We start from the raw sequence: 15,621 nt of genomic DNA on the forward strand, positions 1-15,621 counted from the left end.
CAGTATATCATGTATACAAGTATTTTGTATACAAGTTATTTTTTTTTGAATAAAAAAGCACCGAACATCTGGTTACGTTCGGCGCTCCAATCGATTTATTTTAGATATTGCATTCAATTACAAATCATCAAACCCATTCAAGTCACTTGTTTTCGTATACTGTCTGGATTTTTGTTCGAAGAAGTCTGTTTTCGTACCATCAAAATTATCGACATAGGCACGGATCCACTTCATCGGGTTTTCGACATGTTCAGGATAAATTTCATGAAGTCCCATCATCCGTAGCATTTTATTGGCACGGTATTTGATGTAGCCTGCCATTTCGTCGAGATCAATTCCTTCCACATCTTGAAGAACATAATGTGACCATTCAATCTCGAGCTCGACGGATTGTTGAAAATGCGTGTATACCCACTCTGTCAGTTCACTCGTATTCTGTTCAGGATTTTCAGCTAAAGTTGCCCGGAACAGTTCGGCAATAAAACGACCATGTTCAAGCTCGTCGCGGTTAATATAGCTGATCATCGTGGATGTACCGACCATTTTGTTTTTCCGTGCCAAGTTATAGAAGAAGGCAAAACCGGAATAGAAAAACATGCCTTCCAATAATGACGTATAAACTAATGTTTTCAAGATGTTTTCAATAGTCGGCTCTTCAACAAATTGATTGTATTGATGCATGATCTGCTCATTCCGCTTCAGCAACACAGGGTCTTTTCTTCCGTGTTGAAACGATTCGTTTTGTTCGTCCAATGAAACAACGGAAGAAAGCACGTACGAATAACTTTCATTATGAACAGCTTCTTGTTGAGCAATTACTGCCATAATTGATTGGACGGAAGCGTCTGTTGCATATAAAGAGATGAGTAATGCCGTTCTCGTTTGCGGTGCGTCAAGTGTGGATAACAAGCCAATGATTTTTAAGTAGGCCTCTTGTTCAGCTTCCGTTAAGTCTGAAAATTGTTTGACGTCACCAGACATATTCACTTCATCCGCTTGCCAGTAGTTCCCCAATAGTCGCTTGTACATTTTATACCAATGAGGATAAGCGATATCATTCCAGTTTAAAATCCCACTTGATTGTCCACCAAACAACCCTGTTGATTTATTCGGGTTTAGCGGTTCAAGCGTTTTCGCTCTTTCAAGCAAAGATTTTTCCATGTTGTAACACTCCTTCAACCCAGTTGTGTACTTTTTCTTCCTGACTTCCTCTAGGCGATTGTTCGATTTTTAATCCCGGCCATTTACTGTGATAAAACTTTGTAAGCTTGTTTACGGCGTTACAGAACAATTCCTCTCCACCGAATTGAGTATCTCCTGTACCGAAAACAGCAATATGATCAGGCTTATATCCAATTTCCAAAATAAAATCTTTCACTTCTTCAGGTACACCTCCGTAATCCCACGTGAATGTACCGAGAAAAATTAAATCGTAATCCATCGGGTCAAACGGAGGACTAATTCCGATTGGGTGCATGTCTACAAAAACATCCCGCTTCTTTAATCGTTCCTCAATTAACTCCGCTACTTCTTTCGTGTTCCCGCTGTATGATAAATAAGGAATGATCACCCTCAACTTTCACACCACTCACACTCTTCGACGTCATTTGCTGTCGAACGAACATAGTAAGTCGTTTTCAACCCTTCCTTCCATGCTTGCAGATGTAGATTGAGCAGGATTGAAGCTCGGATTGTATGAGGTACATAAAAGTTAAAAGATATACTTTGATCGACATGTCTTTGACGAGCTGCATTTTGTTTAACAGACCAACGCTGGTCTAGAATATAAGCCGAACGACGATAAATGTGATACGTATGATGGTCGAGATCAGGCGCTGTCACAGGAATGCGAAAGTCTTTTTTCTCTTCACTGTAAAAAGGTTTAAAAACCGGATCAATACTTGCCGTTGAGCCCGCAATCATTGATGTAGAAGAATTTGGCGCAACGGCCATCAGATAACTATTTCGAATCCCATGCTTTTGAACTTCTTCTTTTAATTCCGTCCACTGCTCGTTTGAATAATCCTTCTGGTCAAAATATTCCCCTGTACTCCATTTGCTTCCTTCAAAATATGGATAGCTTCCTTTTTCTTTCGCCAAAGCTGCACTTGTTTTAATCGTGTAGTAAGCAATCTTTTCATATAGTTCATCGGCGTATTGCACAGCTTGATCCGTTTCCCATTCGATATTTTTCTGTGCAAGTAAGTGATGCCAACCAAATGTTCCTAGGCCGATCGCACGATATTTATGATTCGTCACAACCGCTTGCTTCACAGGCAGATTGTTTAAATCAATGACGTTATCGAGCATACGGACTTGAATCGTGATCAACCGCTCAATGACATTGTCAGGTACCGCGCGACCGAGGTTAATTGAGCTAAGATTACAGACAACGAAGTCGCCTGCTTTATATTTTTTAACAATCGTATTTTCTTCTTCAATGTATTCTTCCACTAATTCGGTCGGGGATTGGTTTTGCGTAATCTCCGTACAAAGGTTAGAGCAATAAATCATTCCAGTATGTGAATTGACATTTTGTCGGTTCACTTCATCTCGGTAAAACATAAATGGTGTCCCCGACTCCAATTGAGAGCGCATGATCCGTTTCATCAAATCAATTGCTTTCACTTTTTTCTTACTCAATTGGTCATTTTGAACACACTCATTGTATTTTTCTCGGAAGGAGCCGCTTCCCTTTTCTTCATCATAAAAGTCTTCTAATGAATAGCCCATGACTTGTTTCACTTCATGTGGGTCAAATAAATACCAGTCACCGCGCTCTTCCACCGTTTCCATAAATAAATCCGGAAGTGTCACACCTGGAAATATATCATGCGCTCTCATGCGCTCATCACCATTGTTTAGCTTCAAATCAAGGAACAACTCAATGTCTTGATGCCAAATATCTAAATAAACAGCAATAGCTCCTTTTCTCGTGCCCAACTGGTCGACACTGACCGCTGTATTATTCAACTGCTTCACCCATGGCACGATCCCACTGGACATTCCACTGAATCCTTTAATCGAACTTCCGCGGGCTCTTACTTTTCCCATGTAAACACCAATACCTCCACCGTTTTTCGATAGGTTAGCTATATCCGTGTTACTGTCGTAGATCCCCTGCAAACTGTCCTCCACCGTATCGATGAAACAACTGGATAGTTGGCCATGTGTTTTTCCGGCATTATTCAACGTTGGTGTGGCAACCGTCATGTATAAATTACTTAATGCCCAATACGTCTCAGAAACAAGCTCTTTTCGCTTCGCTGGATGCTCATCTTGCATTAAATACATCGCGATCATCATCCAACGTTCTTGAGGCAATTCATATACATTTTTATTATGATCTGTCGCCGTATAGCGTGTAGCCAATGTATATAACGCCAAATAATCAAATAACATGTCCTTTTTAGGATCAATAACCGTTTGAAAATGATTAATTTCATCTTTTGTATATTTCGCTAATATCGACGTCGAGTAAATCCCTTTTTCCGTTAATGTTTCGATGAGATGATAAAAAGACCCGTAGCCGATATGTGGATCGACGCTCCGGTTTTCTCCTGCCTTTCTATAAAGCTCACGTAAATAAAGTCTTGCTGCAACATACTTCCAATCCGGAGTTGCTTCATCAATATTTTCAAGTGCATTCTTAATCAATAGATCTGTTATTTCTTCATGATCCATGTTTGGTTGAATACTTTTTAATGACTTCTCTTTATATGGACCTGTTTCAACCGGTAGTCCCTCCGCCACTTCATCAATCATTTGTCGTATGGATTCCTCATTTACTGTTAGTTCGGTAATCATCCATCGTCCCTCCTCTTTAATTCCAACAAAAAATAGCCGTTCCTCTCAACGAGTTGAACGACTATAAAACGACAGAAATATCCACGTATGCATACTTTTCTATCGTTTCATAATCCCTCACCCCGGAGAAATGAAACTTCAGAGTTATGGCAGGTCTCCTGACTTGTGCGCTTAACATCTATTAGAGCCCTTCCCATATTGCCGTCGTGAAACGAGCAATACAGTGGACGTCTAACCGGACACACTTACAGTTGCGGGGGCAGCTCCAGCATTTCACTGGATTCCCTTTTAAGACAAATATGTCACCGTAACTCCAAATTACTATATATAGTTTAAATTAACTGAAAATAAATCAATATATTGTGTTAAGACTATCATACTGAAAAATGATTTACAAGATTAAATAAAGAAAATACTCAACAAGTGTACTGAAATCTTTTATATTTCTCCGAAAAAGGGAAGCAATTTAGCATTAAATAGTTTATACCATACTGCCGTACTGTTAATTCTCCCATTTTAGCACAACTATAATGTTCGACACCCGTGCAATGATCGATACGTCTAATCATTGTACGGGGGTTCTTTTGTATTAAACTATTACCGCTTACCACCTTCGTAAGCCTATACCACAATGACGTACCGACATATGATATATATAAGCTTCAAGAGAGAGGTGCTTAACATTGAGCAAATCCAGAAAGACGAATTATCCTCGTTGGGATGAATTACCCTACGCAGGAGAATCAAGACCTGTTGAAAACCCAGAAACTCCTTTTGCGGGAAGCTGGACGACATATTACATTCAATATGAAGATAATAAATGGGTATCTACCTTTACTGGCGAAACAATCCCTTTTCAAGTTCGTTATCCAAGTACGATTGATTGGTATCGAGAGCTACCGATTGTTCAAAGAACGCAACGAAACTTAACAAGAGAACAAAAGGCCATTGCGGCATACTGGGGAACAGGTGTGGCCACAAAGCAGTGGACGCCAATAGCAGATCAGCTCATCGATGCTTATGGTGTAGAGGCCCCTAGGGGCGCAAGAATCTTAGCTGCTCTGCATGCAGGATTAAATGATGCATTTGTTGTTACATGGTTCTATAAATTTAAATGGCTCGTTGCCCGTCCAAATCAATTAGATGATCAATTAGCTACTTTCCTTTGCACACCTAGACATCCTTCTTATCCATCTGGCCACGCAGCAGTTGCTGGCGCTGCTGAAGTCATTCTGTCCTATTTTTTCCCAGCGGAGAGAAGGCGGCTACATGAGCTAGCAGAGGAAGCCGCTCAATCCCGATTATATGCTGGCGTTCACTTTCCAGTAGACAATGAGCAAGGCTTACGGCTTGGAAGGCAAGTTGGTGAACTTGTCACAAGACAATTACAAAGAGATCGAGATACAGAAAGAAGAAACATTGATATTCCATATCGAAATTCCGAAAACATTCAACTTACGCCTCCGCCCTATGAACAAGTAATCCCTTTTGACTTTGATCATGCATGTGATTCATTAGTTACCAACCAAGCCAATAAAAAAAGAAAAAAGAAAGAATCGTTACCGAATAACCATGCGCATCGACCGAAGTTATTTTATTAATAAAGGAAGGACAGTAAGATTGGTTTATACGCAATCCTACTGTCCTATTTGTTTAACCCAATTTAATTGGATTCTATTTCCGAAACCGTCACAAATTCGTACTCATCTTCTAAAGAGTTTAAGATTATTTCAACCGCCTCGACGGTAGTTGCATGAATGTCATGCATAAGAACAATTGATCCGTCCCTGACATTTTCTTTAACAATATTTACAATTAACCCTCTGGACAATTGATACATTGGATTGGAAGTCGCGGGATCCCAAGCAAGACTGTATTCCGGCCTCCGTATGGAGCGATGAATGATCAAGTGCGTGAATATCCTGTTCTTTGAAGTCGCCCCACTCTTTTAATGTGTCTGCTGGTTCTACTTCAGGATTCACTGGATACTCATAGTTTGCGCTAGCAAATTGCTCCTGCACCTCTTTAGAGGAAAGGAATTCAACTAGTTTAACAGCATTTTCTTTGTTTTTAGCATGTTTCGTCACACCGATACCACTAACGTTCACGTGCGTTCCAGTCGTATCTTGGTTCGGGAAGAATACGCCTAATTGTTCAGCTACTTTCACTTCTTCTTGATCCTCTGAATTTAACATTCCACCAAGATAGTAAGTGTTCATAACAGCAATATCGCCTTCACCTGCTGCTACACCTTTAGCTTGGTCTCGGTCGCCACCTTGTGGTTCACGAGCCATGTTATTGACAATGCCTTCAGCCCATTTCTTAGCATCTTCACGGCTGTCCAACTCGATAAATGAAGCAACAAGAGACTGGGAACCTCACCTTGATATACATTCTGAATTTTTCGATTAAAAACACTTTATCTAAGCAGAGCAAAATAATTGAACAAGCTTACATATTCGTTTTAAAAGAAAAGTGTAAAGACATCGAAGAAATCTTGCACACTATTATTCAGGGAGGATTACCTTATGAGTCGTTTAGCATTACTGGTGCAGCACAAGGTATGGGTGCCGCTCACGCAAAATTATTCATTGAGCAAGGAGCAAAAGTCGTACTAACAGATTTAAATGAAGAAAAGGGCGAGGCATTAGCAACTGAACTGGGCGAAAATGCTCTTTTCGTGAAACAAAATGTAACGTCTGAAGAAGATTGGGCGACTGTCATTGAGAAAACAGAAGAAACATTTGGACCGGCTAACGTGCTTGTGAACAACGCTGGAATTACTTTGGCAAAAAGCCTCTTCGACCTAACATTAGAAGAATACAAGCGTACGGTTGAAATTAACCAAGTATCTGTATTCCTAGGAATGAAAGCAGTAGCACCATCTATGAAAAAAGCAGGTAGCGGTTCGATTGTTAACATTTCTTCAATGAATGGCCTAGTTGGAGGAGCAATCGGATACACAGATACGAAGTTCGCTGTTCGTGGTATGACGAAAGCAGCTGCTCTTAACTTGTCTCCAATGGGCATTCGCGTAAACTCTGTACACCCAGGTGTCATCGCTACACCAATGGTTGTTCAAGAAGACACAAAAGCTGCAGTTGAAGAGTTCTCGAAAAGCATTCCAATGAAGCGTGTCGCACAGCCTGAAGAAGTATCCAATATGGTACTATTCTTAGCATCTGATGAATCTAGCTATTCCACAGGTTCAGAATTTGTAATTGATGGTGGATTGACTGCACAGTAAGCGTAATTGTAAGTTGTGAATGATCAATAAAACGAGAACTGACTTCGGTAGGTGCTTTTTTTATAGTTAGGTTGCTTAACACTGAAAAGTAGCGGGTTAACACTGAAGGATTTAGAATTAACGCTGAAGGATTCACATGAATGCAGTAGCAAAACCGCTCGTCTTTATTATGAAGTGGAAACATATCGAACTTATCAGTTGATTTTTCTAAAAATCGGCATATAATTGAAAATGAATGACATTCAGTCATATTGGAAAGAAGGGTGTGAGTCACATCGATAAAAAGGAACGAATCATACAATCGGCAATTGATGTTTTCTCCGAGAAAGGGATTGAGAAAGCAACAATTTCAGAGATTGTAAAGAAAGCGGGTATCGCTCAAGGGACTTTTTATTTATACTTTTCTTCTAAATTAGCAGTTATGCCTGCGATTGCTGAAGTGATGGTCAACAAAATACTAGAAGGTCTTAATAAAAAAGTAAGTAGTGGACCTATTAAGCAGCAGATTATTGATATGATTCATGTCATTTTCGATTTAACAGAAACATATAAAGAGCTTACGAAACTACTATACACTGGATTAACGCAAACGCAGTATGTAGGTAATTGGGAAGTTATTTATGCCCCTTTATATGATTGGATAGAAGAGCTATTACGAAACGGAATCAAATACCAGGTAATTGATCCGGAACTAAATGTTAAATATACTGCTAAAATCATCGTCGGAACGATTGAATCAGCGGCAGAGCAAGCATACCTCTATGATCAGCAAGATGCTAATGCTGTCAAAGAACACCAAAAAGAATTATATCACTTTCTAATCAAGGCTTTAGGCGCTAACACGTAGCGTCCTTTTATTTTATCTTAAAATGAATGACAGTCAGTCATTAAAATTATAAGGAAGGAAATTTCTATGAAAAGAGCTTGGTTTTATGTCAGCTTAACAAGTTTACTAGAATTGTTTTGGATTTTCGGGTTTAACGTGGCTGATGCTTGGTGGCATTGGGCAATCATTATTCCCGTGATTGTTGTGGATTTTATGATTCTTTCAAAAGCATGTGAATTATTACCGACAGGAACAGTGTATGCCGTTTTTGCAGCTGCAGGCGCAGTCGGCACTTCACTTATGGATGTCTTTATATTCGGAGAATCATTCAGTGCGGAGAAAGGATTATTTATCAGTATCCTCGTCATCGGTGTTATTGCTTTAAACTTAGCAGATCAAAAGTCTGAATCAACATTAGAAACTGAACAAGGAGGTGTTTAATATGGGATGGATTTACGTATCTTTTGCAGCCATACTCGAACTAGTTGGCGTTATTGGATTAAATAAATTCAGTGAACGGAAAACACTTTTGCACACATTACTCTTTTTCGGTGGTTTTGGCGGAGCATTCCTTTTTCTTTATACATCCTTTAATTACCTTCAGGTCAGTGTAGCTTACGCCGTTTGGATTGGCATAGGAACCGCGGCTGCAGTAATTGTAAATATGATTTTCTTTAATGAATCAAAAAGCATAGGACGAATCATTAGTTTAGTCATTATTATCGTAGGCGTTACAGGATTAAAAGCAGTCTCTTAGGAATTATTACGATGAATTATGAAAAACGACTCGAACTCATTAAAGAGTTCAAGTCGTTTTATTTAAATGCTCATTATTTTGCTGGTTCTAGATCTTCAATTGAATCAATATCCATATATTCAGGAACGACTAAACCGATTTTAGCTCCGGTTAGATTCTCTCCTAAGTCATCAAAGCCGCCTTCATGCTTATCATAGAATGCTTTCGTTGTAATCGGCATCCAAACCGCTAATGTTGCGTCAGCATCACCATTTGCAATAGATTCATACACAATCGCCAAATCAACAGGTGTTACGGTAACATCATAGCCATACTCTTCTAATACCTCTGCTACAACATAGGTAGCTGACAGTTCAGAATCCCATTGTGTAGATGTCAATTCTATCGATTTTCCATCTGTTTCTTCAACACCTTCTGTCCAACCTGCTACCTTATCTGGATTATCTTCTACCCAACGCTTGGCGGCATCCTTCAGTTCATCTCCTGTTTGGTGCGTCTCATACATAATTCCTTCCATATCTTCAATGTCCCATTGAAATTGATCAATCAGTTTATATGCATTAGGCATATCTTCTTTTAATCCTATACGTGCAAGGGTTTTAATCACTTCTTTTTCACCATAAACATTGTCTGGGTCATCTAAATATTTTAAGTCTGGATATTTCGCAAAAATCCAATGCGGATTCCAGCCTGTAATAATAATTGGTTCTTCCTTTTCTATCGCATCATCAAGTGCTGCTGTCATTGCAGTGGTTGATGATTGCTCAAGCTTCCAACCTTGTAAACTTTCATATTCATCAATGGCTTTTTCAGTTGTCACAGTAATAACTGCACCTGGCTCTATACCAATAATAGTATAGTTTACTTCTTCACTGTAATTGATCTCCTGGTCTTCTTCTTCCCCTGTAGCCGTATCTTCAGATTGGCAACCTGCAACAAACAATGTCAAAACGATAAGAATCAAAAATGAAAGATTAAATGTGTTGAACAGTTTTGTCTTAAACAATTTTGTTTCCAGAACCCTTCTCTTGTTGTTACTAGCTTGTTTCTAGCGTGAGTTAACTGAATGGCATTGATTGAATATGATTCTAGCTCGTGTATTTTTACATACACATCTATTACTAGTCTTACATTGTTTTTTAATACCAGATTATTCCTGATCGCGGTACTCCTTAATCATAAATAAAGAGGGTAAAAGTCAGAATATAGCAGCCTTTGTATGTTAAAATTGTTTCTAAATATTATGAAATATATTATATGAAGATTAGGTGGGATCAAGTGGGAAGTGAACATGAAACACCTGAAAAAAGAAGAGAACGATTAAGACAACAAGAATGGAAAGATAATCCTCAAGGCGTTTCAAAAGATGCTTGGGAGAGAGGAAGACATGGAAGTCTCGTTGTTTTAGTTGGCGGTCTAAGTTAGAAAGGCACTGGAATACTTCTTCTTGTCATCATATTAGGTTTTATCGTCTATGCGGTTTTCTTTCGATGAAGTTAGCTTTAATTAAAGAAGATTATACAAAAACAACGCTTGGGCAATCCATACCCAAGCGTTGTTTTAAATTAATTAACCCCTGCTAAATCTCTTTCATGTTGTTGTTTAGATCGATCGGATACTAAACCTTCCTTACCAGATATAACACCTGCGATTAGGATGATCATCGAAATGACGATTAAAAATACGATTGGCATCGTCCAGCTACCGCTTATGTCATACAATGTACCGACAAAAACCGGGCCGACTGCCGCTAACAAGTAGCCAAATGATTGCGCCATTCCTGATAATTCAGCCGCTTCCTTCCCGTCTCTCGTTCTTAACGTAAAGAACATCATGGAAAGACTGAAGCAACTTCCTCCAGCAACCCCGAGTAAAATGGCTGATACTGGAACGAACGCCATACTACCGAGCAACAATCCAGAAAACCCGATAATAAACAGCACAGCGGCTCCAATAGCTAATCCGACTTGATTTTTCATTTTCTCAGCAACCATTGGCATGACAAGTGTTGTCGGAATGATTGCCGCTTGTAGTAGGAAGACCATCCAGCCCGCCGTACTTGCATCATAACCAATTGAATTCAATACGTCCGGCATCCACGTAATTAATGTGTAAAAGGCCAAAGACTGTCCTCCCATAAATACTGTCACAGCCCAAGCTAACGGAGAACGCCATAAATTCGTTTTTTGTTCCGTTACATTCACTTTCGGTGATGATTCACCCTTTTTGCGTAGCTGTGGAATCCAGATGAGTAAGGCAATGACAGCAAGCAATCCCCATACACCTAACGCACCTTGCCATCCCATATTGCCAATCGAGGAAGCTGGTACGCTCAATCCGGAACCTAAAGCACCGAAAATATTCATAAATACAGCATAGATACCTGTCATGAGCCCAATTCTAAAAGGGAAACTCATCTTAATAATCGCTGGTATTAAAACGTTACCAACGGCAATCGCCAAGCCGATAAATAAAGTTCCGATAAATAAAAAGCCAATGCCTGTAATCGATCGAATCGCAATCCCAGCAATCAGCAACATCATCGATAAGCCAATCGTCCATTCCATACCAATTTTTCTTGCAATCTTCGGTGTAAATGGTGAAAACACTGCAAACGCGAGCAATGGTAACGTAGTAATTAGCCCTGCGACAGAGTTACTAATTCCGAGATCATCACGGATAAATGTAATCAATGCACCGACTGAAGTAATAGGTACCCTCAAGTTTGACCCGATTAAAATAACACCAATTAATAATAGCCAACTGGCTTTTGTAGTATTGTTGTCTGTTTGTATCCCTGCTTGCTTACTCAAAACTACTCCTCCGTCATCTTCAATATGTAATCTTTTAATACTTCCATGTCATTCTCGACATACATTGCAGCAGACGCTTGGTCCTGCTTTTGAATCGCATCCAGTACATTCAGGTGAAGTCCTTTCTCCAACTGAAAAGAAGGCTGCATAGCCAAGAAATCATGGACAAATGAATATAATAAATCTGTCATATGCTCATATAAATCAATCAGTAACTGATTGCCAGAAGCTTGAACGATCGCTTTATGAAATTCAATATCAGACGTAATAAATTGATCTATGTCTTCTTTTTCAGAAGCAATTTTAGTTTCAGAAACAATTGCTTCAATCTTCGTCAAGTCTTCTTCTGTTCGATGTTCGGCAGCCATTTTAGCAGCTTGTTTTTCGAGCGCAAATCGCACTTCAAGCGTTTCCAGCATCGTAGATTTCTTTACATGACGCTTTAAAGCAGCTCCTAAAACACTTGTTGATCTAACGAGCGTGCCACTCCCCTGCCTTGTTTCCAATAAACCAGCGTGAACTAATGCCCGGATGGCTTCCCTTAATGTATTACGACTTACGCCGAACTTTTCCATTAGTTCCATTTCAGGCGGAAGTTTTTCTCCTACCTTCCACTGTCTCTGTTCAATTAACTGCTCCATTTGTTCAGCAACCTGTTCTACCAACGACAAACGATTTATTTTCTGAATCATTTTGTTCCTCCATAAAAGTTGTAGGATGATTGGTACATAGGATATTGTACGTGAGGGTAGCGGTTTTGTAAACTGATGTAGGTTATTTGTTGTTCGATCATCTGATGGATTGCTAATGTTTGAAGTGCATCGTTTTTTTCCAAATAAAAAAGCAACCTGCTGAATAGCAACAGGTTGCTTTTTTATATTTTAACGATTATCTTCATCATCATCGCTGAATTTATCTTTCATATCGCCATATATCTTTTTGGCTTCGCCTTTTACTTGGTCTTTTTTACCTTCGATTTCTTTCGAAGTATCGTCTGTCATTTCACCATATTCCTCTTTTGCTTTACCTTTCGCCTTATCCAATGAACCTTTTACGTTCTCTTCAAAACCTTTATCTGACATATTAAATCCTCCTTGTTGTGGTTCAGGTTGCAATTAAAATCAGTAAAAGCTTTAGAAAGCTTACAGTTTTTATTTAACCGTCAAGAAGGATTTGTAAACATTGATCTAGCTAAATCAGGGTTCAAAATATCGGATTTACAGTGTATAGATTCATTACGTCGTCAAAAGCTATCCATAAATAAGTGAAGGAGGGTAACGATGAGCGGTAAACCTAAAGGGCCAAAATAGCAGAAAGAACCAAATTTACCGAAGAGTCCGAAACAGCCATATGGAGAACCTTTGAAAGGCTCGCATAAAGTGAAGCAGCAAAATCATTCAGGTCAAAAACAAAAAACAGATCATGATATGTAGTGTTTGGAAAATAGAGTGATTTGGATGTTTACAATGGGGAAGCATTTTTTAAGCTCCCCATTGCACTTCTATTCGAAGATAGAGCACGACTTTTACGCGCTACCTTTGATTAGACCACTCCTATTCACAGATAGGGCATGATTTTTGCACGCTATCTTTGATTAGACCTCTCCTAATCACGGGTAGAGCTCCATTTTCGCGCGCTACCCGTGATATAGAATACTCCACTACTATTGTGATTCTTTCGGTAAAAGTAACTTCTCAATCCCTCAACCATTTTGCCGTCACTGTATCAGCTGTGGACATCTGTTCTGGAGTTCCTTCAAATATGATTTCTCCCCCATGTTTTCCTCCACCTGGTCCGAGTTCAATGACCCAGTCACTTGCGGCAATAAAGTCGACATTGTGCTCGATAATGATGACTGAGTTTTTACGTTCTACAAGTTTTTGAAACACGGCGAACAGTTTGTCGTTGTCTTGTGCATGTAATCCTAACGAGGGTTCATCTAGAATATAAATTTGTCCTTCCTTTTTAAGATGGCTTGCCAATTTTAATCGCTGGACTTCGCCACCACTTAATGAGCTCGTCGTCTGTCCTAACGTTAAATATTCTAGTCCGACTTCTCTTAGTGTATTGACGCGATGGATGATTTTTGGCCGATCGAAAAAGTCTTTTGCTTCTTCAATCGTTAGCTGTAATACGTCTACGATATTTTTTCCTTTATACGTATGTGAAAGAGCTTCATCCGAATACCTCGTTCCACCACACGCTTCACAAGTTACGGATACCGGATCGGCGAAAGCTACGTCTGGCTTCGTAATTCCTTTACCATCACAAACCGGACAGGCGCCTAACGAATTAAAACTAAATAATCCAGCGGGTTCCCCCGTTTCGCGCGCAAAGATTGCCCGAATATCATCCATAATTCCCATGTACGTTGCAAGTGTTGAGCGACTGGAGATACCAATCGGAGCTTGTCCAACCATAATTGTTTCTGGATACTTTTCAGGAAAAGCTTCAAGCATCAACGAACTTTTTCCGGAACCAGACACACCACAAACCGAAACGAGGACATTTTTCGGAATATCTACTGTGAGATCTTTCAAGTTGTTCATCGCCGCGTGTTTGATTGTGAAAGTTTCTTCAAATGGGCGTGGTTCTGAATTGATCTTGAGTGTTTTTTGCAGCGTCGTTGCAGCTTCTGATTCTTCCAATCCTTCTTTGTTTCCTTGAAATATCACTTCCCCACCATGCACACCTGCACTTGGGCCCATTTCAATGATTTCATCAGCAATTTCAATGACAGATAGATTATGTTCAATCACAATCACTGTGTTATGTTCCTCTTTGATTCGTTTCAGCATTTGAATGAGCAAATCAACTTCCTCCGGATGCAGACCTGCAGTCGGTTCATCAAAAATAAACGTCATGTTGTTCAAACTACTCCCTAAATGACGCGCAATTTTAACACGTTGGGCTTCCCCACCCGATAGTGATTCCATTTTTCGCGATAAATTTAAATAACCCAATCCTAAATCTACGAGCTGTTTTATAGAAGGAATAGTTTGTAAAGCAATCGCATGCCCAATTGGATCATTGATTTTTTCAAGCTCTTCTAATAGATCAGTTAGCTCGAGCGCATCATAATCAGCAATATTGAATCCATTAATTTTAGATTCAAGCACTTGTGGATTCAGTCCGGACCCTTGGCAAGTCGGACAAGGTGTACGTGTCGTCATTGCCAGGACGTCATCAAGAGTTGTTTGGGCAAGTTTTGAAACATCCCGATTAATATAAAGACGAGTAAAACGCGGTAATAGCCCGTCCCATTCATGAGGCTGCGGACCATGCTTCGTGTGAAACGGCGCAAAAACCCGCTCACCTTCAGGAGGTCCGTAGATAAATAACTGATAGTCTTCCTCTGAAAAATCTTTAATCGGTATATCAGGGTTAAACAACCCCCCTGTAATCATCCATCTACCTTGCCAACCAGATGGTGATAACGGTTTAAACTGTACCGCGTACTCCTTTAATGATTTATCTTCATCAACTAACTTGTTTACATCAGGTGCGACAATTTCACCAAAACCATTGCAAGACGGGCACTGCCCAAATGAACTTTGACTTGAAAAGTCTGTTGCCGTCTCAATCGGCGGGTCGCCAATGCGTGAAAACAGCAATCGAATCAATGGATCGATATCCATATACGTGCCAACCGTCGAACGGGAATTCCCACTGACCGGTCGCTGTTCAACAACGACGACGGGACTTAAATGTTTCATTAAATCCGCTTCAGGTCTTTCATACCGCGGCATTTGATAACGAACATACATCGGGTAATTCATCGTCATTTGTCTTCTGCTTTCTGTTGCCAGCGTATCAAAAACGACTGAACTCTTTCCTGAACCGGAAATACCGGTAAACACCGTAATTTGTTCTTTTTGAATGTTAAGGTCGATGTTTTTTAAGTTGTTTGCTTTCAGACCACGTAAAATGATCTCATCTTTTTTATTCGACATGTGATCATCCTTTCTGACGGATCATCAATGATTATTCGTTGCATGCATTTTAGCATACTAACCCAAATTATTTAGAAGAAATGAAAGTTGAAAACATACCGATTTCCTTCCTGTCAGGTTTAATGAACTATAAGTACCGGGAAATCTATAGATAGACCTACCCTTGATGTTCCATTCTCTAACCAAAAAAGCCGAAGGAGATCATTGAACCGTGATCA

The 15,621-nt window shown here is 39.7% G+C and carries 13 protein-coding genes, 3 pseudogenes and 1 riboswitch; of the genes and pseudogenes, 7 read left to right on the forward strand and 9 right to left on the reverse strand.

Annotated elements, in window-relative coordinates; translation table 11 throughout:
• Nucleotides 1–117: 117 nt before the first annotated feature.
• From FPQ10_RS08035 to FPQ10_RS08045, 3 genes are read right to left on the reverse strand one after another with little or no spacing between them, the layout of a single operon-like run.
• Nucleotides 118–1,161 carry a ribonucleotide-diphosphate reductase subunit beta gene (locus FPQ10_RS08035; protein ID WP_144162802.1) on the reverse strand — a complete coding sequence of 348 codons (1,044 nt, stop codon included), beginning with the start codon at nucleotides 1,159–1,161 and terminating at the stop codon, nucleotides 118–120.
• Entirely contained in the window at nucleotides 1,142–1,576 is a 435-nt protein-coding gene (locus FPQ10_RS08040) for a flavodoxin (protein WP_144162804.1), read from the reverse strand. Before FPQ10_RS08040 ends, FPQ10_RS08035 begins: the two co-directional genes overlap by 20 nt.
• Nucleotides 1,573–3,807: a ribonucleoside-diphosphate reductase subunit alpha gene (locus tag FPQ10_RS08045; RefSeq protein ID WP_144162806.1), complete on the reverse strand. Its 2,235-nt coding sequence runs from the start codon at nucleotides 3,805–3,807 to the stop codon at nucleotides 1,573–1,575. Before FPQ10_RS08045 ends, FPQ10_RS08040 begins: the two co-directional genes overlap by 4 nt.
• 131 nt (nucleotides 3,808–3,938) lie before the next feature.
• Nucleotides 3,939–4,132, reverse strand: a riboswitch (cobalamin riboswitch).
• Between the two features lie 358 nt (nucleotides 4,133–4,490).
• Here FPQ10_RS08045 and FPQ10_RS08050 point away from each other — a divergent pair.
• Nucleotides 4,491–5,408, forward strand: a complete 918-nt coding sequence (locus tag FPQ10_RS08050) for a vanadium-dependent haloperoxidase (protein ID WP_144162808.1) — start codon at nucleotides 4,491–4,493, stop codon at nucleotides 5,406–5,408.
• A gap of 315 nt (nucleotides 5,409–5,723) precedes the next feature.
• On the opposite strand, the pseudogene FPQ10_RS08055 reads toward FPQ10_RS08050, so the two are convergent.
• Nucleotides 5,724–6,182 (reverse strand): annotated as a pseudogene (locus FPQ10_RS08055) (extracellular solute-binding protein); the annotation flags it as partial.
• Between the two features lie 167 nt (nucleotides 6,183–6,349).
• On the opposite strand from FPQ10_RS08055, the gene FPQ10_RS08060 reads away from it, so the two are divergent.
• The 4 genes from FPQ10_RS08060 to FPQ10_RS08075 all read left to right on the forward strand — a co-directional run bounded on the left by FPQ10_RS08060 (nucleotide 6,350) and on the right by FPQ10_RS08075 (nucleotide 8,637).
• Nucleotides 6,350–7,054: a glucose 1-dehydrogenase gene (locus FPQ10_RS08060; RefSeq protein ID WP_255439821.1), complete on the forward strand. Its 705-nt coding sequence runs from the start codon at nucleotides 6,350–6,352 to the stop codon at nucleotides 7,052–7,054.
• Nucleotides 7,055–7,319: 265 nt separating this feature from the next.
• Nucleotides 7,320–7,901, forward strand: a complete 582-nt coding sequence (locus FPQ10_RS08065) for a TetR/AcrR family transcriptional regulator (RefSeq protein WP_255439806.1) — start codon at nucleotides 7,320–7,322, stop codon at nucleotides 7,899–7,901.
• 66 nt (nucleotides 7,902–7,967) lie between these two features.
• Nucleotides 7,968–8,321, forward strand: a complete 354-nt coding sequence (locus FPQ10_RS08070) for a DMT family transporter (RefSeq protein ID WP_144162812.1) — start codon at nucleotides 7,968–7,970, stop codon at nucleotides 8,319–8,321.
• Between the two features lies 1 nt (nucleotide 8,322).
• Nucleotides 8,323–8,637, forward strand: a complete 315-nt coding sequence (locus FPQ10_RS08075) for a DMT family transporter (protein WP_144162814.1) — start codon at nucleotides 8,323–8,325, stop codon at nucleotides 8,635–8,637.
• A 73-nt stretch (nucleotides 8,638–8,710) separates the two neighbouring features.
• Here FPQ10_RS08075 and FPQ10_RS08080 read toward each other — a convergent pair whose 3' ends face one another.
• Nucleotides 8,711–9,643 (reverse strand): glycine betaine ABC transporter substrate-binding protein, encoded by a 933-nt coding sequence (locus tag FPQ10_RS08080; protein ID WP_255439809.1) that lies wholly within the window; start codon nucleotides 9,641–9,643, stop codon nucleotides 8,711–8,713.
• 251 nt (nucleotides 9,644–9,894) lie between these two features.
• Here FPQ10_RS08080 and FPQ10_RS08085 point away from each other — a divergent pair.
• Nucleotides 9,895–10,131 (forward strand): annotated as a pseudogene (locus tag FPQ10_RS08085) (DUF6366 family protein).
• Nucleotides 10,132–10,202: 71 nt separating this feature from the next.
• Here FPQ10_RS08085 and FPQ10_RS08090 read toward each other — a convergent pair.
• The 3 genes from FPQ10_RS08090 to FPQ10_RS08100 all read right to left on the reverse strand — a co-directional run bounded on the left by FPQ10_RS08090 (nucleotide 10,203) and on the right by FPQ10_RS08100 (nucleotide 12,532).
• Nucleotides 10,203–11,450, reverse strand: a complete 1,248-nt coding sequence (locus tag FPQ10_RS08090; RefSeq protein WP_144162816.1) for a CynX/NimT family MFS transporter — start codon at nucleotides 11,448–11,450, stop codon at nucleotides 10,203–10,205.
• 2 nt (nucleotides 11,451–11,452) lie between these two features.
• Nucleotides 11,453–12,142: a FadR/GntR family transcriptional regulator gene (locus FPQ10_RS08095; protein WP_144162818.1), complete on the reverse strand. Its 690-nt coding sequence runs from the start codon at nucleotides 12,140–12,142 to the stop codon at nucleotides 11,453–11,455.
• Nucleotides 12,143–12,331: 189 nt separating this feature from the next.
• Nucleotides 12,332–12,532 carry a CsbD family protein gene (locus tag FPQ10_RS08100; protein ID WP_144162820.1) on the reverse strand — a complete coding sequence of 67 codons (201 nt, stop codon included), beginning with the start codon at nucleotides 12,530–12,532 and terminating at the stop codon, nucleotides 12,332–12,334.
• Between the two features lie 198 nt (nucleotides 12,533–12,730).
• Here FPQ10_RS08100 and FPQ10_RS08105 point away from each other — a divergent pair.
• Nucleotides 12,731–12,883: pseudogene (locus FPQ10_RS08105) on the forward strand (small acid-soluble spore protein P).
• Nucleotides 12,884–13,144: 261 nt separating this feature from the next.
• On the opposite strand, the gene FPQ10_RS08110 reads toward FPQ10_RS08105, so the two are convergent.
• Nucleotides 13,145–15,403, reverse strand: coding sequence for an ATP-binding cassette domain-containing protein (locus tag FPQ10_RS08110; RefSeq protein ID WP_144162822.1), 2,259 nt, complete (start codon nucleotides 15,401–15,403; stop codon nucleotides 13,145–13,147).
• Nucleotides 15,404–15,621 lie beyond the last annotated feature (218 nt).

Source organism: Allobacillus sp. SKP2-8 (assembly GCF_007559355.1).
Taxonomy (GTDB): Bacteria; Bacillota; Bacilli; order Bacillales; family Alkalibacillaceae; genus Allobacillus; species Allobacillus halotolerans.

Bases quoted from the DNA above. Each gene is read 5' to 3' on its own strand.
- FPQ10_RS08035 (WP_144162802.1), bottom strand. From the start codon at position 1,161: ATGGAAAAATCTTTGCTTGAAAGAGCGAAAACGCTTGAACCGCTAAAC.
- FPQ10_RS08045 (WP_144162806.1), bottom strand. From the start codon at position 3,807: ATGATTACCGAACTAACAGTAAATGAGGAATCCATACGACAAATGATT.
- FPQ10_RS08070 (WP_144162812.1), top strand. From the start codon at position 7,968: ATGAAAAGAGCTTGGTTTTATGTCAGCTTAACAAGTTTACTAGAATTG.
- FPQ10_RS08075 (WP_144162814.1), top strand. From the start codon at position 8,323: ATGGGATGGATTTACGTATCTTTTGCAGCCATACTCGAACTAGTTGGC.
- FPQ10_RS08095 (WP_144162818.1), bottom strand. From the start codon at position 12,142: ATGATTCAGAAAATAAATCGTTTGTCGTTGGTAGAACAGGTTGCTGAA.
- FPQ10_RS08100 (WP_144162820.1), bottom strand. From the start codon at position 12,532: ATGTCAGATAAAGGTTTTGAAGAGAACGTAAAAGGTTCATTGGATAAG.
- FPQ10_RS08110 (WP_144162822.1), bottom strand. From the start codon at position 15,403: ATGTCGAATAAAAAAGATGAGATCATTTTACGTGGTCTGAAAGCAAAC.